Genomic DNA, 19368 nt, shown 5'->3' on the forward strand with positions numbered 1-19368 from the left:
ACCGCGCACTGTCTGAGGCATGGCTAATAACCTAGCGGTGGGGCGTTGATGCTGTCGCGTGAGCCTCTCGCGTAATACCGTGGGCAGCAATGACGACGGCCCGGGCATCGGCGATGCGAGCATCGGACAACCCCACGCTGCGCGAGGCGCGGGCCGCCTACGCGCGCAGCGACTGGGCCGCCGCCTACCGGGCGTACGTCGACGCGGACGGAATCGGGCCGATGGCGCTCGACGACCTGGACGCCTACGCCACCACCGCCTGGCGGCTGGGGCATGGCCGCGAAGCGGTCCGGCTGGCCGAGCGGGTCTACGGACAGATGGTGCGCACCGACCCGGCGGCCGCGGCGATGAAGGCGCTCGACATCGGGCTGGAATGGCTGACCCGCGGTGACGTGAATATCGCGCAGGGCTGGATGAACCGGGCCCGCAGGCTGTTGACGGGTTCGGCGCCCGGGCCGAGCCACGGTTATCTGGCCTACCTCGACGCGGTCGTCGCGGTCGTGCAGCAGAACCCCGACGAGTTGAGCCGGCGCGCCGAGCAGATGCGCGACTTGTGCGACGGATTCGACGATCCGTCTTTGGCCTCACTGTCGTTGGTCGCCCAGGCGATGGCGGCTTTCTATGACGGCCGGGCTGCCGACGGATACGCCTATGTCGACGAGGCGATCCTGCCGTTGCTGGCCGGCCACGTGCGGGTGGAGTGGGCAGGCGACATCTACTGCGTGGTGCTCAACCTCTGCCACAAGTTGGCCGACCATCCCAGGATGCGCTCCTGGACCGACGCGATGGAACGCTGGTGCGACGTCAACAGCACATCCTCGTACTACCGCGTGTGCGACGTGCACCGGCTGCAGCTCGCCGCGGGCGACGACGACTATCGCCGCCTGGAAGACGAGTTGTTCGCTGCCAGTGCGGCGTTGGAAGGCGTCAACGCCTGGGTGGGCGGCGAGGGCTTCTACCAGTTGGGCGAGGTACGCCGATTGCGCGGCGACAGCGAGGGCGCGTTGGCCGCGTTCGCGAAGGCGCGCGCGCTCGGCGTCGACCCGCAACCCGGTGAGGCCCTGTTGCGCTGCAGTCTCGGGCAGAGCCAGGCCGCGTGGGCCGACTTGCGGGTCGCGCTGGCGGGTGCGGGTCGGCTGGACCGCATGCGGATGTTGCGGGCTGCGGTGATCGTGGCACTGGCCCGCAACGACCTGGACGAGGCGCGGCGGCACAGCGATGAATTGACCACGGGAGCCGAAACGTTCGGAACTCCGGGCTACCGGGCCTGGGCCGCGCAGGCGCGAGGTGCGGTACTGGTGCGCGGCGGTGAGTATGAGGCGGCGCTCACGGTGCTGGAAGCGGCGTTACGCGAGTACCGGATGCAGCAGGCGCGCTACGAGATCGCCGAGGTATATGAGTGGATGGCTTTGGCGCACAAGGGTCTTGGCGACGACGCGGCCGCTGCCGCCGATATCGCCACCGCGGAGAACATCTACGAGCAACTCGCGGTGCAGCCGAGCGGGGTATGTGGCAGGGGCAGCCCGGGTGGGCTGACCCGTCGCGAGATCGAGGTGCTGCGCGTGATCGCGGGCGGTGCCACCAACCGTCAAGTCGCGGCTCAGATCGTCATCAGCGAAAAGACCGTCGGCAGGCATCTGGCCAACATCTACAGCAAGCTCGGGGTGTCGAGCCGCACAGCGGCGGTCACCTGGGCATACCAGAACGGTGTAGTGCGCGACTCCTGACTACAGCATTCACCCCACTCGGCGGTCTCAGACGCATGATTCGGCGGATTCCGGTGAGCGGTCCTGGAATCTAGCGTCAGCGGCATGACACTCATCGCAGAAGAAACCGCCGAAGACTTCGGCAATCGCGTGGTCGGCATCGTCAACGACGCCGCCGTGGCCCTGCTGCTCTCGATCGGCCACCAAACCGGCCTGTTCGACACGCTCGCCGAACTGCCCGCCGCCACCAGCACTCAGATCGCCGACGCCGCAGGCCTCGACGAACGCTACGTCCGTGAGTGGCTCGGCGGCATTGTCACCGCGGGCATCGTCTACTACGACGCCGATGCGGCGACCTACCACCTGCCGCGACATCGCGCGGCCGCCCTGACGCGGGCCGGCGGACCGGACAACATCGCCAAACTCGCGCAGTACATCGCGATCTTCGGTGAGGTCGAACAGAAGATCGTCGACTGCTTCCGGCACGGCGGGGGCCTGCCCTACACCGAGTTCCCGCGCTTTCACGCCATCATGGCCGAGGAAAGCGGTGGGGTGTTCGACGCGGCGCTCGTCGACGGCATCCTGCCGCTGGCCGACGGGTTACCGGAGCGGCTGCGGCATGGCATCGATGTCGCCGACTTCGGTTGCGGCAGTGGACATGCCATCAGCGTCATGGCCGCCGAGTACGGTGCCAGCCGGTTCACCGGATTCGACTTCTCGGCACCCGCGATCGTCGCGGCCCGCCACGAGGCGCAGTTGATGGGATTGACCAACGCCACGTTCGAGTCGCAGGACCTCGCGACGCTCGACGTCGAGAACGCATTCGACGCCATCACGGTGTTCGACGCCATCCACGATCAGGTGCATCCGGATCGCGTCCTGGCCAACATCCATCGGGCGCTGCGGCCGGGTGGGGTGTTGTTGATGGTCGACATCAAGGCATCGAGCAACCTGGCCGACAACATCGCGATTCCGTGGGCCTCGCTGTTCTACACGATCTCGACCATGCATTGCATGACGGTCTCGTTGTCGGCGGGCGGTGCCGGTCTCGGCACCATGTGGGGCCGCCAGCTCGCGCTGTCGATGCTCGCCGACGCGGGCTTCGGCGCGGTCACCGTCCATGAGGTCGAGACCGATCCCTTCAACGATTACTTCATCGCCCGCAAGTAGCATCCTGCGCAATGGGCGCACTGGATGTTCTCGACGATTGGCCGGTCCCGACTGCCGCAGCGGCGGTGGTCGGGCCGTCCGGTGTGTTGGCCACCCACGGCGACATCTCCAAGCCGTTCGCGTTGGCGTCGGTGACCAAGCCGTTGGTCGCCCGTGCCGCGCAGATCGCGATCGAGGAGGGGGTCGTCGAACTCGACACCCCCGCCGGCCCGCCCGGCTCGACCGTGCGCCATCTCTTGGCGCATGCGTCCGGGGTGTCGATGAATTCGGCTGACGTGATTGCCCGGGTGGGGCAGCGGCGGGTCTATTCCAACTACGGATTCGAGTTGCTGGCCCGGGCCGTCGAGGACGCCGCCGACATCGAGTTCGGCCGCTACCTCACCGAGGCGGTGTTCGAGCCGCTCGGGATGTCGGCCTCCAAGCTGCTCGGCGGCGCCGAGGCCGCCGGCTTCGGCGGCGTGTCGACGGTGGCTGATCTGGCGGCGTTCGCCGGTGAGCTGCTGCGCCCCGCACTGGTGTCGCCGACCATGCACGCCGACGCGGTCTCGGTGCAGTTCCCCGGGCTCGCGGGGGTGCTGCCCGGATTCGGCGCGCAGCGGCCCAACGACTGGGGCCTGGGCTTCGAGCTGCGCGACAGCAAATCCCCGCACTGGACCGGATCGGCGAATTCTCCGGCCACATTCGGGCATTTCGGCCAGTCAGGGACGTTTCTGTGGGTCGATCCGACGGCTGACGTCGCGCTCGTAGCACTCACCGACCGCGACTTCGGCGACTGGACGTACGACCGGTGGCCGGCGATATCTGATGGTGTGCTGAGAGAAATCGGCACAGACTAGCGCAACAGGCGCCACACAGGGCACAATAGACACGCACGGAACAACTGCATCTCTTTGGTAACACCAGGCCGTTGGGGAAGACGTCCCTCGTGGAGCCGAAGGAGAAGCAGATGCGTGCATCGAACCAGTTCGCCGACGCGGCGACGGGCGTGGTGTACATCCACGCCTCACCCGCGGCGGTATGCCCGCATGTCGAGTGGGCGTTGTCGTCGACCCTGTCGGCGAGGGCCAACCTGAAGTGGACCCCGCAACCGGCCATGCCCGGCCAGCTGCGCGCGGTCACCAACTGGGTTGGACCGGTGGGCACCGGAGCGCAGTTGGCGAACGCCCTGCGGTCCTGGTCGGTGCTGCGTTTCGAGGTGACCGAGGACCCGAGCGCCGGCGTCGACGGGCACCGGTGGTGTCACACCCCGCAGCTCGGCTTGTGGAGCGGTGTCATGAGCGCCAACGGTGACGTGATGGTCGGCGAGATGCGGCTGCGCACGCTGATGGCCGGCGGCGCCGACATGCTTGCCGCCGAACTCGACACCGTCCTGGGCACGGCGTGGGACGAATCCTTGGAGCCCTACCGCGATGGCGGCGAGACCGGCGAGGTCAGCTGGCTGAACAGGGGAGTCGGCTAACCCGTCAGCGCACGCTGAAGTGCGCCGGGTCCGGCGCGGACAGCATCCGGGTGAGCGTCGCCCGGTCGAACGGCCACAGGTCGATCGTGCCGTTGTCGGTCAGGTACCACGAACTGCATCCCGTGTTCCACACCGTCGGGCCGAGCGCATCGGCCACCGCGGCGTTGAACGCGTCGGTGGCCTCCTCGGTCACCTCCACCTCGGTGACCGTCCGGTCGGCGAACATCCGCAACCAGTGCACGATGTAGCGCGCCGTGAGCTCCGCCGAGTACTGCAGCGAGATCGAGCCCGTCGGCGAGTTGGGTCCGAGCACGGTGAACAGGTTGGGAAACCCGGGAACCGCCGTCATCCGATAGGCCCGCGGCCCCTTGACCCATGCCTCGTCGAGAGTGATCCCATCCCGGCCCACGACCGACATCGGACGCATGTAGTTGTGCGCCTGAAATCCGGTCGCCAGCACCACGACGTCGACGCCGTGGTGTGCTCCGTCGGCGGTGCGGATTCCCGTCGAGGTGAACTCCCGGATGGGTTCGGAGACCAGGCGGGCGTTTGCCCGGGTGATCGCACGGTAGTAGCTGCCCGACACCACCTGCCGTTTGCACAGCGGCTGGTAATCGGGGGTCAACGCCGCACGCAGCCGTGGGTCGCGGATCTGGGCCCGAAGGCTCAACCGCGCGTACGCCTGCACGAGCCGGCGCCGCCAGGACGGTGTCGTGACGACATCGGCCAGAATGCCTGATGCCCACAGCAGCCGCCGATAGACGAAGTCATGCCATGCGGGCCGGCGCCGCAGCACTGCGGCCAGTGCCGACGGTTGCCGGATCGCCATGGGCGCCCACAGGATCCACTGGGGTGACCGCGCGAAATGCGTCACCGACTCGGCATCCGGCTGCAGGGCGGAGACGACCTGTACACCGGTCGATCCGGTGCCGATGACGGCGATGCGCTGTCCGTCCGTCACAAGGTCGGGGTCCCACCGGGCGGTGTGGACGATCCGGCCCTCGAACGTGTCCATGCCAGGGATGTCGGGCACGTACGGGTGGTGCAGCACCCCGGTGGCACAGATGACGAAATCCGCTGTCAGCGTGTCCCCGTCGCCCGTGGCCACCGTCCACGACATGCTCGTGCTGTCATAGCGCGCCTCGGTGACTTCGGTGTTCAGCCGGACATGCGCGTCGAGCCCGAAGCGCTCGACGACATCACGGTGATACCGCTGGATCTCCTCGCCGCTCGCCCAGATGTGGCTCCAATCCGGCTTGGGCGCGAACGAGAACTGATAGATCTGGGATGGGACGTCGCACGTGAGGCCCGGATAGCGGTTCCAGTGCCACACCCCACCGACGTCGCCGCCCTTCTCCAGAATCGTGAAGTTCGTGAACCCCGCCTGTTTGAGCGTGTAGGCGGTCGCGATGCCGGCCATGCCCGCGCCGATGATGACGATCCGCACGTCCCGGCTCACCGGGCATCCTCGCTCACGGTCAGTGCGCGACGCACCGTGTCGGGTGCGGTCCGCATCGCGGACTCGAACGCGGCCCGGCGACGGCTGCGCCGCATGAAAAGTGCGCCGAGGCCGGCGAGGTCGGCGCTGTCGGGCCGGATGACGACGACGTGGGTACCGCGCGCACGTACCGCGGCGACCTCCCTGTCCAGCCCGCGCGACATCGCGCGGCGCAGCAGCCGTTCTTCGAGGACACCGCCGAATCCCGGTGCGCGCGTGTTCTGCTCGGACGCCATCGGCGCGATCACATAGATGGTCTCGGCCTCGTGCGGCGCAATGAGATCGACGGATGCTGTCGATGCGGCACCGCCGTCGACGAATCGCCGCCGGCCGATCGTGACCGGCGGCAGCCAGCCCGGCACGGCCCACGAGGCGCGAAGCGCCTCACCCGCGGTGGCCGCCGGTGCGCCCGCGGCGCCGAATACGACCCGTTCCCCACGCCGGTAGTCGAACGCCACCATGCGGGTGCCGGAGTGAGCCACCCAGCCGGTGGGTTCCGAGAATCCGTTGGCCAAACGCTGCAACCAGTCGGCATTTCCCCGCCCGATCGGCGCGACGCCGGTCAACGCGGCGAGCCCGCGTTGCGTTGTGAGCAACCGCGGATTGAGCATCCCTGGGAACGGAAACGGCGGAACGGAGGGCGGCGTGGCCGCGATGTGCCTGCGCAGGCGGTCGTCGGCAGATGCGCCGCGGTGCATGTCGACCAGATCGGCCACCGATACCCCTCCGCCGAGCATGGTGACGATCTCGGCGCCGGCCGATGTGCCCTGCAGGACCGCGGCATCGCGTGGGTCGGCGCCGGTGTGCTGCGCGAGTGCGTGCAGCGCGGCGACCGCCCAGGCCCCGCCGATCGTGCCGCCGCACCCGATGACGAGTGCGAGGCTCATGAGACCACCTCGGAATCAACCTGGGCGGCATGGGCTTTCGATTGCCGGTCGAGTCGCTCGCGGTATGCCGAGCGGCCTTGCGCATCGATCGCCGTGAGTGCGCGCCGGTCGTCGACCCGGTTGCGCACGGCGCGTTCGAGGAACTCGGGCACCAGGGCCTCTACGAAAGCCCAAGCCGGAGCAACCCATCCGGGCACCGATGTGCGTGCAGCCCGCGTGCGCACGGTCCCCAGGACCGCGCGTGCGACGTCGTCGGGATCCACGGTCGGCAGGCCGCCGCCGAGGCGTACGCCCGACGCGAGCTCGGTGCGCACCGCGGACGGCAGCACTGCCGACACGCTGACACCCGCCGGGGCGTACTCGCGACGCGCCGCGAGTGAGGCGCCGAGGGCCGCGAACTTGCTGGCGTTGTAGGTCACCATTCCGGGAATGGGGATCATCCCGGCCATCGACGCGACGTTGACGACGTGGCCGCCGCCCTGCCCGACCATGACGGGTATCACCGCGCGCATTCCGTTCAGCACGCCGCACACGTTGACGTCGAGCACCAGGTCGGTCGTGGCTTCGGGTTCGGCGTCGAATGCGCCGAGGGGCATCACACCTGCGTTGTTGACCAGGATGTCGATGTGGCCCGATTCCGCGACGATGTCCGCCACGAGCCGATCCCACGACGAGCGCTGAGTGACGTCGAGGTGCGCGCTGTGGCAGCGCCGGAGTGTCGCGGCCGTCGTCGCGGCGACGTCGGCGTCGACATCGCCGATCCACACCGTGGCGCCGGCGGCGGAGAACCACTCGGCGGTCTTGGCTCCGATCCCGCGCGCCCCGCCGCTGACGATGACCACCGTCCCGTCCAACGATGTCCTGCGCTGCAAAAACCGCACGTCATGCCTCCCCAAGGGTTGTCTCGCGACCTTTCGGATACTCACGGTATCTGAATACTGGGAGTTAATTCAATACCCTGGGTTCAGTTCGAACTATCATCGGCGTCATGCCGCGGCTGACCAGGGTGCAACGCCAAGAGCAGACCCGCACCGAGTTGTTGCAGGCCGCCAAACAGCGCTTTCTCACCCACGGTTACGCCGCCACGAGTCTTGAGGACATCGCCGACGACGCCGGATTCTCGAAGGGCGCGGTCTACTCGAACTTCGGCAGCAAACCGAACCTGTGCCGCGAAGTGCTCGAGCTGATCCACCGCGAGAAGTTCGCCGAAATGGCTGAGCTCGCGACGTCGGATGCCGCGTTGGATTCCCGCGTCGCAGCCGTCAGCGCATGGCTGGAACGGACCGCGGGCGATGTCGGCTGGACGATGCTCGAACTCGAGTTCGTGGTCCTGTCGCGCAACAACGCCGAACTCAGCGAGATGATCACGACACTGCGGAACGACGCCGCACAGATGATCATCGACGTGCTGCAGTCGATGTCAGCCGAACTCGGCATCGACGAGGAGCAACTGGCCCGTAACGGCGCGGCCAGTATCGGCGATCTCGGCAACCTTCTGCTGAGCGCGGGCATCGGCCTCGGTATTCAGCGGGCGATCGATCCCTCGGTGCCGGCCCGCCCGTTCACCGATGCCTTCGGCCATTTGGTCAAGCTGCTGGCCGCCCTCGGGTCGGCGAAAGCGGCGGGGTAGCTCAGCCGCGCTGCCACAGGCAGTAGCCGCTGAGCGTTACGGTGAACATGTGGTCGCTGATGTCGAACGTCAACGGCTCGCCGGGTTCGGCTGTCAACGTCTCGGGCGCCGACGTCTCGCCCGCGGCGACGACATCGACAAGTTCTGCGGTGCAACGTGCTTCGGCGGTCTGCGGTAAACCCGTCCACGCGCCGCCCTTGACCTCCGGATTCCGTCGGCCCTGGCCGTGCACGACCAGTTCGGGCCCGGTGGTCAGCCACCGGTCAGACGACGGGTACGGATCGTGAAACTGTTGCCAGGTGCCGTCGGTGCAGCGATACAGGATCTGCTGCACACGGGTCATGGCACCGTCGAAACTCTGCGGACAGGACGAGCCCGCCTGGGGCGCCGAGGTCTCGGCCGGGCCCGGCGGCGGCGGTTCGGGATTCGCGCGCGCACAGGCAGTCGCGTTGACCGCGGCAGCCACCGTGACGGCCGCCGCGGTCAACGCGAGTGAGCCCCGCACGTCGCTACACCGAGATCGTCTTCATAGATTCCAGGTCCGTGCGCATGAGCCGCACGTTGTAGTCACCCCAGTACGAGAGGTTGTAGTACAGGTATTGCGAGTTGTCCGCGGTGGCGGTGTCGAAGTAATCCGTGCCCGACATCGGGTGAACCATCGGGGCATACATGCCGGTGTTCGAGACGAGGTCGTTCCTCACCAGCGTCGTGGTGTCCGACCACTCACCCTGTGGTGATTCGGACACCCGCATCACGACGTTGTTGCCGCCGTCGGTGTAGAGCACCACGTACTGACCGAGATACTCGTTGTACTGCACCGACATTTCGCTGACGTTGCCGCCCGTCGGCAGACCGCCGACCCAGATGCCGTTCGCGATCCGGCTGAAGAAGCCGAACGTGAAGGTGTCGATGACCTTGTAGAGCCGGGGCAGGAAATCGGTTTCGCTCGCGCCGAAGACCGGAACGGCGGCCGACGGATCGCCCGTCGTCCACTGGCCGGTGCCGCTGGAATCCGCGCCCGCCCAGTACTCGTAGGCATCCAGGTTCATGATCTGGTCCTTCTCGACCCGGGCCAGGTACGCCGAGCCCTGCCGACCGGACGGCGTCCCGTACACGTAGACGTACGGGTCGGTCGGGTCGTCGGACATCACGAGCGCGTTCTGTTGGAAGTGCTCATCGCCGGGCACATAAGCCGGTCCCGCACGCAACCAACCCGACGACCGCACGGTGTCTCGATCGACCGTCCAGGTCTTGCCCTCGTCGGTCGAGTAGGCGATGGCCGCGTAGTTGGTGGTCCAGCTGCCGGGGTTGTCCCACGTGCGGATCGACATCACGGTCGCGTACTGCGTGTAGGTGCCGTCGTCGTTCTGGATCGCGATGGCCGAGGTGGGGATCATCGTGTAGGTGCGCCCGAACAACCCGTCATAACCAGGGTCGTAGATGATCTGCGCGGCGCCCGCGGCGGGTTGCTCGTCGCGCGAATACCACCGTGGAATCCCGGGATTGGTCGGTGACGCGCCGGCGTGGATCAACGCGTCGCTGAACTGAAGACCGTCGGTCAGATCGGTGTCACTGGTGCGGAACAACACGTTGTTGCGCCAGTCTCCGGTCATGTTCGGGCCGCTGTAGGTGTCGCCGAACAGCGTGTAGATGATCGGCTTCCCGGTTTCCGGGTCCGTGTATCCGCTGTTCCACATGATGCCGAGGTCGGTGCCCGCGACATACCAGTGGTCGGTGAAGCCGGCACCGGTGACCCACGGCAGTCTGGTCGTCGCGCCCGTGAGCGGCGCCGGGACCTCCGGCTTGGGCGTCAAGTTGTCGGTCTGCACCGCGAGGTTAGGGGCGGCTGCCGCCATCGGCTGGATCTCACCCTCGGCGACCACCGACGCCGCATCGTTGGCCGACACCAGGCTCGTGCCGCTCGGGTTGACCGCACGCTCGAATTCTCGCCGTGCCCACGCCATCACGGCCCACAATGCCGGCGACTGCGCGGGCGCCACCGGACTCGTCCCCGCGCCGAGCGGCGACAGCCCGGCAGCCGCGAGCAGGGCCGAGACGACCGGGACCGCAGAAGCCTGCGGAGCCTGCGCATTCGCGGCCTGTGCGGTGGCCGCGACATCGACGCTGCGCCGGCCGAACCTCTCGACGATGGACTCTGCCCGGGTTGTGCTGACGGTCTCGCCGATGCGCTCGGCGATGTCCTGCGTGGCCTCTTTGACCTTCACGACCACGGTGCTGGGCCGTTCGGTGCGATCGAGTGCGGGCACCGCGTCGGCGACGGGCGAGACGACGGGGGTGGGCTCGGTCTTGTCGGCGCTGACGTCGCGGTGCCTGCGCGTCGGTTTCGCAGCGTCCTCAGAGTCGTCGGTGGCCTTGGCCTTGGCCTTGGCTTCGGCGGCCCGGTCGCTGAGCTCGTCTCGTGCCTTCTCGATCCGATTCTGGCTGCGCTTCAACGCATCCTGCACGCCGTCGAGGCCGGACTCGACGTCCTTGCGGATCCGTTCCCCGACCTTCGACAGCGGGCCTTTGCGGTCGGGTTCGGTTGTGCTCGACGGTTTGCTCCCAGCCTCCTTGGCTGCGGATTCGCCTGATTTGCCGGTCTCGCTGCTCGCGCTGGAATTTGCCTTGCCGGAGGTGTTGCCACCGTCGTCCGCCCACGCGACGCCGGTTCCCGATGTCAGCGCCGTGCCGATACCCATTGCCACGGCAAGAGCGCCGACGCGACCGATGTACTTGCTTGAATCCATGACGCTCCGCACCCGCTCAGTCTGAATCGATTCGCCCCGGCCCCATTGGAAAATACCGTGTGCTGCCGGGTGCGGGCGGCAAACATGCCGAATGGCTTGAGACTTGGCGGAAGCGAGAATTGGCTACCGGCCCACGGACAGATGGACGCGCACCAGGTCGCCGTCGTCGATCTGTTCGGCACGCCGTAGCGCCACTTTCAGCGGTACGAGGTAAATCCCGTCGCGTGGCATCAACGATGTCGCGATCTCGGTGTCGCCGATGCGGACCTGCGCCGGGATCACACCCCAGCCGTACGTTAGCTCGCCGAGGTGGTCGTGCAGGAACGCATCGACGTCGTCGGGGGTTGCGACGAAGAAATACGGCGCCGGGCCGCGCCATTGGAAGACCTCGGCCTCAAACTCCCAATTCATCGGGGTTCAAACTACGGCACCAGGATCTTCAACGCGCCAGGCACGGCGGACACCGTCACCGGGAGCGTCGCCGCGAAATCCCCGTCGGCGTAGGCGTTGATGCCGGGACAATCCACTCTGACGGTCGCCGCCCGCGCGGTGGTGACCTCGTCGAGGTCGACGTGTGTCCCCTTGAACACCGTGGGGAACAACCGGATCAGCCGCGTGCGCGACGCGGAATGCACCATCGTGATGTCGAGCAGACCATCGGTGTGGTCGGCGCCGGGACAGATGAGCATGCCGCCGCCGTAGCTGCGAGTGTTGCCGAAGGCCGCGAGGGTCAGGTCGGTGTGGACTTCCGGACCGTCGTCGAACGACAGCCGGAACGGCAGCAACCGCAACCGGGACATCTCCGCGACCATCGCGACGTTGTAGCGCATCCGCCCATGCGGCCAGCGCATGCGGTTGGTCCGGTCACTGACCAGTGAATCGAACCCGGCGGCCATCACCGTCCCGAACCACTTCACCACACCGGCTTCGTCGACGATGCGGCCGAGGTCGACGGTTTCGGTGCGGCCGTCGGCCACGACGTCGGCGGCCGCCTCGGGATCTCCGGTGGGAAGCCGGTATTCGCGCGCATGGTCGTTTCCGGTGCCGGCAGGCACGATGCCGAGAGGTACGTCGCCCTGGGCCAACGCCTGCAGTGCCAACGAGATCACGCCGTCCCCGCCGACGACGACCAGTGCGTCCGTCCCGCGGTCGAGCGCTTCGTCCACGAGCCGGTGCGCATGGGCGGCGTCGGTACCGACGATCTCGCAGACGTCGATCCCGCGGCGCTGGAACTGCGCGACCGCGCGTTCGGCGGCATGCGGGGCGTTACCGTGCCCCGACAGGGGATTGGTCAGCACGGTGACCCGCGAGATGGTCACGGAATCAGCTTGCCGGGGTTGAGGATTCCGGCCGGATCCAATGTGGCCTTGACCGCGCGCAGCACCTCGACACCGAGATCGCCGATCTCATCACGCATCCAGGGCCGGTGATCGGCGCCGACGGCGTGGTGATGGGTGATGGTACCGCCGGTTCGCACCATGGCCTCCGATGCCGCGGCCTTGGCCGCGCGCCACTGTTCGATCGGGTTGCCGCGCTGGGCCGCGACGACCGTGAAGTACAGCGAGGCGCCGGTCGGGTACACGTGCGAAATGTGGCACAACACGAGCGCCGGCGTGCCGGATTCGCCGAGCGAGGTCGTAAGCGCGTGCGTGACAGCGTCTTTCAGCGCTGCGATGTTGGACCAGTTCGTCGCCGTCTCCAGTGTTTCACACAGCGCACCGGCTGCCAGCAGCGAATCCCGCAGGTATGGCGCACCGAACCGGCCGTGCTCCCAGGCCTTGGCTGGTGCCTCGCCCAGTGACGTTCCGCCGTGCTGTTGCAGCAGGGCGCGGGTTTCGGCGTGACGGCTCTCGGTATGCGCGGCGGTGCCCTCAAACACTGTGATGGCCAGGCAGCCGCCGGTGATTTTCTGCTCGCCGATGCTTTCCGTGGTGGCGAGGTTGACCCCGGTCTCGGCCTCGTCGGACAGCCGGATGACCGTCGGGCCGGTGCCGGTCTGCGTCACGGCGCGCAACGCTTCGGCGCCGGTGGTGAAGTCGGGGAACGACCACGCCTCGTAACGCGTCGACTCCGGCAGCGGGTGTACGCGTACGCGAACCCGGGTGATCACACCGAACACGCCTTCCGAGCCGACGATCAGCTGGCGGAGATCCGGCCCCGCCGCAGAGGCAGGCGCCCGGCCGAGATCGAGCACGCCGGCCGGCGTCACCACCCGCAGCCCGCGGACCATGTCGTCGAACCGGCCGTAGCCGGCTGAATCCTGGCCCGACGAGCGGGTGGCGGCGAACCCGCCGATGGTCGCGTACTGGAAACTCTGCGGGAAGTGCCCGAGGGAGAACCCCTGTGCGCCAAGCAGTTTCTCGGCATCCGGCCCAGTGACCCCGGCCCCGAGTTCGGCCTCACCCGAGATCACGTCGATGCCGTGCAGCGCGTTGAGCCGGCGCAGATCCAGCGAGACCACCGCGGTGAACCCGCCACGCAGCGGATCGAGCCCGCCGACCACGCTCGTGCCTCCACCGAACGGGACGACCGCGATGCGGTGCTCGGTGCAATACCTCAGCAGCTCGGCCACCTCGTCCTCGCCGCCGGGAAGAACGACCGCGTCAGGGGCGTCCTGGACACCGGAATCCTTGCGGCGCAACAAGTCCAGCGTGGACTTGCCGCCGGCGTGCAGGAGCCGCGACGTGTCATCGACTCGGCAGTGCGCAGACCCGACGATCGCGGCCAGCCCCTTGCGGTCGTCGGGGCCCAGGCTGGAAGGCCGGAGTCGCACCTGCTCGGGCGTCAGCTCTGGGGCTGAGGTGGGTTCGACGCCAAGGGCCTGTTGCAGCAAGGCCCGTATGCCGTCCGACAGGGGCTTGGCCGCCTGCGGGTCACCCCAGGCGTTCCACTTCATCGGGGGCAGCAACTGCTCAGCCGGGCGCGTCATGCGTTACAGTATTACACATGGTGTCAATCAGTAACGGCGAGTCGCTCGGCGACCGCATCCTGGATGCCGCCGCCAGTTGCGTGCTGGCCTTCGGCATCGACCGGGTGACGCTGGCCGAGATCGCGCGCCGGGCCGGCGTCAGCCGGCCCACGGTCTACCGCCGGTTTCCCGACACCCGCTCGATCCTGGCCGCGCTGCTCACCGCGCGGATCGTGCGAGTGCTCGATGACGTCGAGAGCGCAGGGCGTGGACGGGAGGCCCTGGTGGAACGGATCGTCACCGTAGCCCAGCGGCTTCGCCACGACGACGTGATCATGGCGGTGCTGCACACCGCGCCCGACCTCGCGATGGTCTACATCGCCGAGCGGCTCGGTACCAGCCAGCAGATCCTGATCGACGCCGTCGCCGGTGAACTCAAACTCGCGCAGGAGGATGGAAGTGTGCGGGCGGGCGACACCCGCCAGCTCGCCACGATGTGCCTGCTGATCACGCAGTCGGCCATCCAGTCCGGCCAGATGGTCGAACCGATACTCGACGCCGACGCACTCGCGGCCGAACTCGCCCACTCGCTGAACGGATACCTCAAACCATGACCGGCCCGACCGCGCTCAACGCGCATCGGCGCGCCGCCGAGATGGCTGCACTCGCCGACGGCGCACGCATCGACGTCCTCGTGATCGGCGGCGGGATCACGGGCGTCGGCATCGCACTCGACGCCGCCACGCGCGGACTCAGCGTCGCACTCGTGGAGAAACACGACCTCGCGTTCGGCACGAGTCGGTGGAGTTCCAAACTCGTGCACGGCGGGCTGCGCTACCTGGCGACCGGCAACGTGGGAATCGCCAGGCGCAGCGCGATCGAACGCGGAATCCTGATGACCCGCAACGCACCACACCTCGTACGCGCGATGCCGCAGCTCGTGCCGCTGCTGCCGTCGATGAGTGGTGCCTCGCGTGCGCTGATCCGATTCGGCTTCGTCGCGGGTGACGGACTGCGCAGATTGGCCGGCACGAGCGCCTCGACGCTCCCCAGATCGCGCCGGGTCGATGCCCGCCGCGCGGTCGAGTTGGCTCCGACGGTGCGCACCGAAGGCCTCGACGGCGCCTTCCTGGCGTACGACGGCCAGCTGATCGACGACGCCCGGCTGGTCACGGCGGTGGCGCGAACCGCCGCACAGCACGGCGCACGCATCCTCACGCGGGTGTCGGCGAGCGTCGCGCAGGGTGATCGTGTGCGCCTCACCGATGAGGTCACCGGAAGCTCGTTCGACGTCGACGCACGTGCCGTCGTGAACGCCGCAGGGGTATGGGCGGGTGACGTGGACCCCTCGATCACGTTGCGGCCCAGCCGCGGCACCCATCTGGTGTTCGATGCCAAGGCGTTCGGAAACCCCACCGCCGCGCTGACCATTCCGATCCCCGGCGAGCTCAACCGGTTCGTGTTCGCGATGCCCGAGCAATTGGGCCGCGTCTATCTCGGCCTGACCGACGAGGACGCACCAGGGCCGATTCCCGATGTGCCGCAACCGACTTCGGCCGAAATCACGTTCCTGCTCGACACCGTCAACACCGCGTTGGCCACGGCACTGACGCCGGCCGACGTGCGAGGCTCGTATGCGGGTCTGCGGCCGTTGATCGACACCGGGACGGGCCGGACTGCCGACGTCTCCCGCGAACACGCCGTCGTGGAATCGCCCAACGGCGTGATCAGCGTGATCGGCGGCAAGCTCACCGAATACCGCTACATGGCACAGGATGTGCTGGATCGCGCGGTCGCGCTACGCGGGCTCACGGCGGGGGAGTGCCGCACCCGCAATCTGCCGCTGGTGGGTGCCCCGGCCAACCCGGTGTCGACCCTGCGCTCGCCGGCTGAACTGCCCGGGTCACTGGTGGCGCGGTACGGAGCCGAGGCGACCAACGTGATCGCGCAGGCATCCTGCGACCGTCCGACCGAGCCGGTGGCCGACGGTATCGACGTCACCCGAGCCGAGTTCGAGTACGCCGTGACCCACGAGGGGGCATTGACCGCCGACGACATCCTGGACCGGCGCACGCGCATCGGTCTCGTGGCCGCCGACCGGGAGCTCGCCGCCGCGGCGGCATCCGAGATGCTCGCGGCGCTCGCTTAGACCTGGGCCAGCAGAACATCGCGCACCGCGGAACTGGTGTGGCGCTGCCAGAGCGCCTGCGCGCCGACCAGCAGTGGCGGTTCGAGTTCGGCGACGGTCACGCGACCGCCCATGGCAGGCCCTGCGGGTGTCGTGACGAACGCGATCGCGCCCGTCGTGAGAGGCGCGGCAACGGTCGCCGATCCCTGCACCCGGCTGACCACGTAGTCGGGTTCGAACCCCGCTCGCCGGCAGGCACCCATCAGGAAATCGCTGTAGTACGAGGAGCCGGGCGGCGCCCACAGCGCTATGCGTTCCCCGGTGAGCTCGCCGATGTCGACAGCCGGTAGACCGGCCAGCCGGTGACCGGCGGGCAGCGCCAGCCGCACGCGGTCGTAACCCACCACCGCCGTGGACAATTCAGCGGTCGGCACCACCCCGCGACGCAGCCCCAGCTGGACAGAACCGTCGAGCACCGCGTCTACCAGCTGATCGGGATAGAGCTGGCGGAAGGTGAAGGACAACTGCGGGAATGCGTCGATGGCAGGTTCCAGCCGCGCATACGCCTCCGCTCCGCTCAGGGCAGGCGTGTGGCCGATGACGAACACCTCGTCGACGCCGTTGGCGGTCTGCTCGACGCGTTCGGCCACAGTGTGTGCGGCCGCCAGCAACGGTCGCCCTTCGGCCAGCAGCACCCGCCCGGCGCCGGTGAGTGTCAGGCGGCGTCCGTCCCGGCGGAACAGTGTGGCACCCAGCTCCTTCTCCAGTTGCTGCAACGAGCTACTGAGTGCCTGTTGGCTAATGTGCAGGCGTTTGGCGGCTGCGGTGACGTTGCCGGCTTCGGCGATCGCAATGAACTGCCCCAATCGACGCAGATCAGGAAATCTGGTGGACACGTCGCGAGTCTATCTACAAGCATCTTTTGTGAAAACCGCGGCAAAATACGTTTTTCATTTGTCGGTCGGATCGTTAGCGTCGAGGCATGAGCAAACTTGAAGGGAAATCTGCGGTAGTTGCTGCGGGGGCGAAGAACCTCGGCGGGTTGATCAGCACGACATTGGCTTCGCGGGGTGTCAATGTCGCGGTTCACTACAACAGCGCATCCTCCGAGCCGGACGCCGACAAGACCGTCGCCGCAGTGCAGGCCGCGGGCGTCAAGGCCGTCAAGGTGCAGGGGGACCTGACCGTGGCGGCCAACGTCGAGAAGCTGTTCGACACCGCGATCGACGCGTTCGGCAGCGTCGACATCGCGGTCAACACCGTCGGCAAGGTGCTGCGCAAGCCGATCGCCGAAACCAGTGAGGCCGAATACGATTCGATGTTCGACATCAACGCCAAGGCGGCATACTTCTTCCTGCAACAGGCGGGCACGCGGCTCAACGACAACGGATCCATCGTCACCATCGTGACCGCGCTGCTCGCGGCCTACACCGACGGGTATTCCACCTACGCCGGCTCCAAGAGCCCGGTCGAGCACTTCACCCGCGCGGCCTCGAAGGAGTTCGGGGTTCGCGGCATCAACGTCAACAACGTCGCGCCAGGGCCGATGGATACGCCGTTCTTCTACCCGCAGGAGACCCCGGAACGCGTCGAGTTCCACAAGTCGCAGGGGATGGGCAACCGGTTGACCGACATCACCGACATCGCGCCGCTTGTGGTGTTCCTGACCGATGAAGGCCACTGGATCAACGGCCAGACCATCTTCGCCAACGGCGGCTACACCACCCGCTGACCCCGGACACACGAAACGCCCCGTCTCACGACGGGGCGTTTCGCGAATGCCGAACGATTACAGCGGGATGTTCTTGTGACGACCGCGGCGGGCCGGTGCCTCGGCCAGCGCCTGAGTCAGCTTGCTGCGGGTGTGTGCCGGGTCGATCTTCTCGTCGACAACACCGATCTCGATCGCGGAATCCACACCGCCCGCGATCTTCTCGTGCTCGATCGCGAGCTCCTCGTGCAGTGCCTCACGCTCTGCGGGATCGGAAACGGCGGCCAGCTTCTTCTTGTGCAGAATGCCGACGGCGGCCTTGGCGCCCATCACCGCGACCTCGGCATCCGGCCACGCGAACACCTTGGTGGCGTTGAGTGAGCGCGAATTCATCGCGATGTAGGCACCGCCGTAGATCTTGCGGGTCACCAGCGTGACGCGCGGGACCGTCGACTCGCCAAACGCGTGCAGCAGCTTGGCGCCGCGGCGCACCACACCGCCCCACTCCTGGTCGACACCGGGCAGGTAGCCGGGCACGTCGACGATGACCACGAGCGGAATGCCGAACGCGTCGCACAACCGCACGAAACGTGCTGACTTCTCGGCACTCTCGGAGTTGAGGCAGCCGCCGAGGCGCAGCGGGTTGTTGGCGATCACGCCGACGGTGCGGCCGGCCAGCCGGCCCAGCCCGACGACGATCGACGGCGCCCACTTGGCCTGGAACTCCTCGAACGGCACGCCCTCGTCGAGCAGAGCCGTCACGAGCGGGTGCACGTCATAGGCCCGCCGTGCCGACTCCGGCAGCAGCGCATGCAGATCGGAATCGCCCGCCTCGGCCTTGGTGCGATCGAAATGGCCCTGCTGGCAGAACAACCCGACCAGGCGGCGGCCGCGCTCGTAGGCGTCGAGCTCGTCGTCGGCGACGATGTGGCACACACCGGACTTCTTGTGGTGGGCCTCCGGACCGCCGAGGGACACCATGTCGACGTCCTCACCGGTCACGCTGCGGACGACGTCGGGCCCGGTGACGAACACCTTGCTGTCCGGAGCCATCACGATCACGTCGGTCAGCGCGGGCCCGTAGGCCGCGCCGCCCGCCGCGAAGCCGACGACCACCGAGATCTGCGGGATGTAGCCGGACGCCCGGATCATGGCCTCGAAGACCAGGCCCACCGCGTGGAGCGCCTTGACGCCCTCGGCCAGCCGCGCGCCGCCCGAGTGCCAGATACCCACGATCGGGCTCTGCTCCTCGATGGCGGTGTCATAGGCGTTGACGATGTGGGCGCAGCCTTCGACTCCCATCGCACCGCCCATCACGGTCCCGTCGGTGCAGAAGGCGACCGTGCGAACACCGTTGACGGTTCCGGCGGCAGCCAGCACACCCGAGCGGTCCCGCTCGTGCAGCAGCTCGACGCTTCCGTCATCGAAGAACGTGGACAGCCGCAGCAGCGGATCGCGAGGGTCGAGCGATTCGCCGACAGCCTCGGGGGCCATGATCGTCATACAAACCTCCTTTGGCGGAAA

18 protein-coding genes are annotated in these 19368 nt (G+C 67.8%); 8 read left to right on the forward strand and 10 right to left on the reverse strand.

Going from position 1 to position 19368, the window contains the following annotated elements:
* Window positions 1-89: 89 nt before the first annotated feature.
* From ACRCUN_RS32175 to ACRCUN_RS32190, 4 genes are all read left to right on the forward strand, one after another.
* A complete protein-coding gene (locus ACRCUN_RS32175; protein WP_462145662.1) occupies window positions 90-1727 on the forward strand; it encodes a LuxR C-terminal-related transcriptional regulator in 1638 nt (545 codons plus the stop codon).
* 84 nt (window positions 1728-1811) lie between these two features.
* Window positions 1812-2876, forward strand: coding sequence for a class I SAM-dependent methyltransferase (locus ACRCUN_RS32180; protein WP_462145663.1), 1065 nt, complete (start codon window positions 1812-1814; stop codon window positions 2874-2876).
* A gap of 11 nt (window positions 2877-2887) precedes the next feature.
* Window positions 2888-3712: a serine hydrolase domain-containing protein gene (locus tag ACRCUN_RS32185; protein WP_462145664.1), complete on the forward strand. Its 825-nt coding sequence runs from the start codon at window positions 2888-2890 to the stop codon at window positions 3710-3712.
* Window positions 3713-3822: 110 nt separating this feature from the next.
* The gene (locus ACRCUN_RS32190; protein ID WP_067855537.1) at window positions 3823-4335 is read left to right on the forward strand and encodes a DUF3145 domain-containing protein; all 513 of its coding nucleotides are present in this window, start codon (window positions 3823-3825) and stop codon (window positions 4333-4335) included.
* A gap of 4 nt (window positions 4336-4339) precedes the next feature.
* Here ACRCUN_RS32190 and ACRCUN_RS32195 read toward each other — a convergent pair whose 3' ends face one another.
* The 3 genes from ACRCUN_RS32195 to ACRCUN_RS32205 are packed head-to-tail and all read right to left on the reverse strand — an operon-like array spanning window position 4340 to window position 7601.
* The gene (locus tag ACRCUN_RS32195) at window positions 4340-5794 is read right to left on the reverse strand and encodes a flavin-containing monooxygenase (protein ID WP_462145665.1); all 1455 of its coding nucleotides are present in this window, start codon (window positions 5792-5794) and stop codon (window positions 4340-4342) included.
* Window positions 5791-6720 carry a patatin-like phospholipase family protein gene (locus ACRCUN_RS32200; protein WP_462145666.1) on the reverse strand — a complete coding sequence of 310 codons (930 nt, stop codon included), beginning with the start codon at window positions 6718-6720 and terminating at the stop codon, window positions 5791-5793. Before ACRCUN_RS32200 ends, ACRCUN_RS32195 begins: the two co-directional genes overlap by 4 nt.
* Window positions 6717-7601 (reverse strand): SDR family oxidoreductase, encoded by an 885-nt coding sequence (locus ACRCUN_RS32205; protein ID WP_462145667.1) that lies wholly within the window; start codon window positions 7599-7601, stop codon window positions 6717-6719. The genes ACRCUN_RS32200 and ACRCUN_RS32205 overlap by 4 nt, the downstream gene beginning before the upstream one ends.
* 107 nt (window positions 7602-7708) lie before the next feature.
* Here ACRCUN_RS32205 and ACRCUN_RS32210 point away from each other — a divergent pair, with 107 nt between their 5' ends.
* A complete protein-coding gene (locus ACRCUN_RS32210) occupies window positions 7709-8350 on the forward strand; it encodes a TetR/AcrR family transcriptional regulator (protein ID WP_462145668.1) in 642 nt (213 codons plus the stop codon).
* Window position 8351: 1 nt separating this feature from the next.
* Here the strand turns inward: ACRCUN_RS32210 and ACRCUN_RS32215 are convergent, their stop codons facing one another.
* From ACRCUN_RS32215 to ACRCUN_RS32235, 5 genes are all read right to left on the reverse strand, one after another.
* On the reverse strand, window positions 8352-8855 hold the full coding sequence (locus ACRCUN_RS32215) for a hypothetical protein (RefSeq protein ID WP_462145669.1): 504 nt from the start codon (window positions 8853-8855) through the stop codon (window positions 8352-8354).
* 4 nt (window positions 8856-8859) lie between these two features.
* Window positions 8860-11097, reverse strand: coding sequence for a glycoside hydrolase family 183 protein (locus ACRCUN_RS32220; protein WP_462145670.1), 2238 nt, complete (start codon window positions 11095-11097; stop codon window positions 8860-8862).
* 123 nt (window positions 11098-11220) lie between these two features.
* The gene (locus ACRCUN_RS32225) at window positions 11221-11508 is read right to left on the reverse strand and encodes a DUF1905 domain-containing protein (RefSeq protein ID WP_462145671.1); all 288 of its coding nucleotides are present in this window, start codon (window positions 11506-11508) and stop codon (window positions 11221-11223) included.
* Between the two features lie 11 nt (window positions 11509-11519).
* Window positions 11520-12416: a diacylglycerol kinase gene (locus ACRCUN_RS32230; RefSeq protein ID WP_462145672.1), complete on the reverse strand. Its 897-nt coding sequence runs from the start codon at window positions 12414-12416 to the stop codon at window positions 11520-11522.
* Window positions 12413-13993, reverse strand: coding sequence for an FAD-binding oxidoreductase (locus ACRCUN_RS32235; protein ID WP_462145712.1), 1581 nt, complete (start codon window positions 13991-13993; stop codon window positions 12413-12415). Before ACRCUN_RS32235 ends, ACRCUN_RS32230 begins: the two co-directional genes overlap by 4 nt.
* 50 nt (window positions 13994-14043) lie before the next feature.
* Between ACRCUN_RS32235 and ACRCUN_RS32240 the strand changes: the two genes are divergently transcribed.
* A complete protein-coding gene (locus ACRCUN_RS32240; RefSeq protein WP_462145673.1) occupies window positions 14044-14619 on the forward strand; it encodes a TetR/AcrR family transcriptional regulator in 576 nt (191 codons plus the stop codon).
* Window positions 14616-16154: a glycerol-3-phosphate dehydrogenase/oxidase gene (locus tag ACRCUN_RS32245; RefSeq protein ID WP_462145674.1), complete on the forward strand. Its 1539-nt coding sequence runs from the start codon at window positions 14616-14618 to the stop codon at window positions 16152-16154. Before ACRCUN_RS32240 ends, ACRCUN_RS32245 begins: the two co-directional genes overlap by 4 nt.
* On the opposite strand, the gene ACRCUN_RS32250 is transcribed toward ACRCUN_RS32245, so the two are convergent.
* Complete coding sequence (locus ACRCUN_RS32250) at window positions 16151-17029, reverse strand: LysR family transcriptional regulator (protein WP_462145675.1); 879 nt, start codon at window positions 17027-17029, stop codon at window positions 16151-16153. The two genes, ACRCUN_RS32245 and ACRCUN_RS32250, sit on opposite strands and share 4 nt — an antisense overlap.
* A gap of 86 nt (window positions 17030-17115) precedes the next feature.
* On the opposite strand from ACRCUN_RS32250, the gene ACRCUN_RS32255 reads away from it, so the two are divergent.
* Window positions 17116-17865, forward strand: coding sequence for an SDR family oxidoreductase (locus ACRCUN_RS32255; protein ID WP_462145676.1), 750 nt, complete (start codon window positions 17116-17118; stop codon window positions 17863-17865).
* Window positions 17866-17922: 57 nt separating this feature from the next.
* Here the strand turns inward: ACRCUN_RS32255 and ACRCUN_RS32260 are convergent, their stop codons facing one another.
* The gene (locus ACRCUN_RS32260) at window positions 17923-19347 is read right to left on the reverse strand and encodes an acyl-CoA carboxylase subunit beta (RefSeq protein WP_462145677.1); all 1425 of its coding nucleotides are present in this window, start codon (window positions 19345-19347) and stop codon (window positions 17923-17925) included.
* Window positions 19348-19368 lie beyond the last annotated feature (21 nt).

It is taken from the genome of Mycobacterium venezuelense (assembly GCF_054919535.1).

What these genes read in the sequence shown, in the direction of transcription:
- ACRCUN_RS32210 (WP_462145668.1), top strand. Translation starts at nt 7,709, where the DNA reads ATGCCGCGGCTGACCAGGGTGCAACGCCAAGAGCAGACCCGCACCGAG.
- ACRCUN_RS32240 (WP_462145673.1), top strand. Translation starts at nt 14,044, where the DNA reads ATGGTGTCAATCAGTAACGGCGAGTCGCTCGGCGACCGCATCCTGGAT.
- ACRCUN_RS32175 (WP_462145662.1), top strand. Translation starts at nt 90, where the DNA reads ATGACGACGGCCCGGGCATCGGCGATGCGAGCATCGGACAACCCCACG.
- ACRCUN_RS32180 (WP_462145663.1), top strand. Translation starts at nt 1,812, where the DNA reads ATGACACTCATCGCAGAAGAAACCGCCGAAGACTTCGGCAATCGCGTG.
- ACRCUN_RS32200 (WP_462145666.1), bottom strand. Translation starts at nt 6,720, where the DNA reads ATGAGCCTCGCACTCGTCATCGGGTGCGGCGGCACGATCGGCGGGGCC.
- ACRCUN_RS32260 (WP_462145677.1), bottom strand. Translation starts at nt 19,347, where the DNA reads ATGACGATCATGGCCCCCGAGGCTGTCGGCGAATCGCTCGACCCTCGC.
- ACRCUN_RS32235 (WP_462145712.1), bottom strand. Translation starts at nt 13,993, where the DNA reads ATGAAGTGGAACGCCTGGGGTGACCCGCAGGCGGCCAAGCCCCTGTCG.
- ACRCUN_RS32220 (WP_462145670.1), bottom strand. Translation starts at nt 11,097, where the DNA reads ATGGATTCAAGCAAGTACATCGGTCGCGTCGGCGCTCTTGCCGTGGCA.
- ACRCUN_RS32185 (WP_462145664.1), top strand. Translation starts at nt 2,888, where the DNA reads ATGGGCGCACTGGATGTTCTCGACGATTGGCCGGTCCCGACTGCCGCA.
- ACRCUN_RS32190 (WP_067855537.1), top strand. Translation starts at nt 3,823, where the DNA reads ATGCGTGCATCGAACCAGTTCGCCGACGCGGCGACGGGCGTGGTGTAC.
- ACRCUN_RS32245 (WP_462145674.1), top strand. Translation starts at nt 14,616, where the DNA reads ATGACCGGCCCGACCGCGCTCAACGCGCATCGGCGCGCCGCCGAGATG.
- ACRCUN_RS32225 (WP_462145671.1), bottom strand. Translation starts at nt 11,508, where the DNA reads ATGAATTGGGAGTTTGAGGCCGAGGTCTTCCAATGGCGCGGCCCGGCG.
- ACRCUN_RS32255 (WP_462145676.1), top strand. Translation starts at nt 17,116, where the DNA reads ATGAGCAAACTTGAAGGGAAATCTGCGGTAGTTGCTGCGGGGGCGAAG.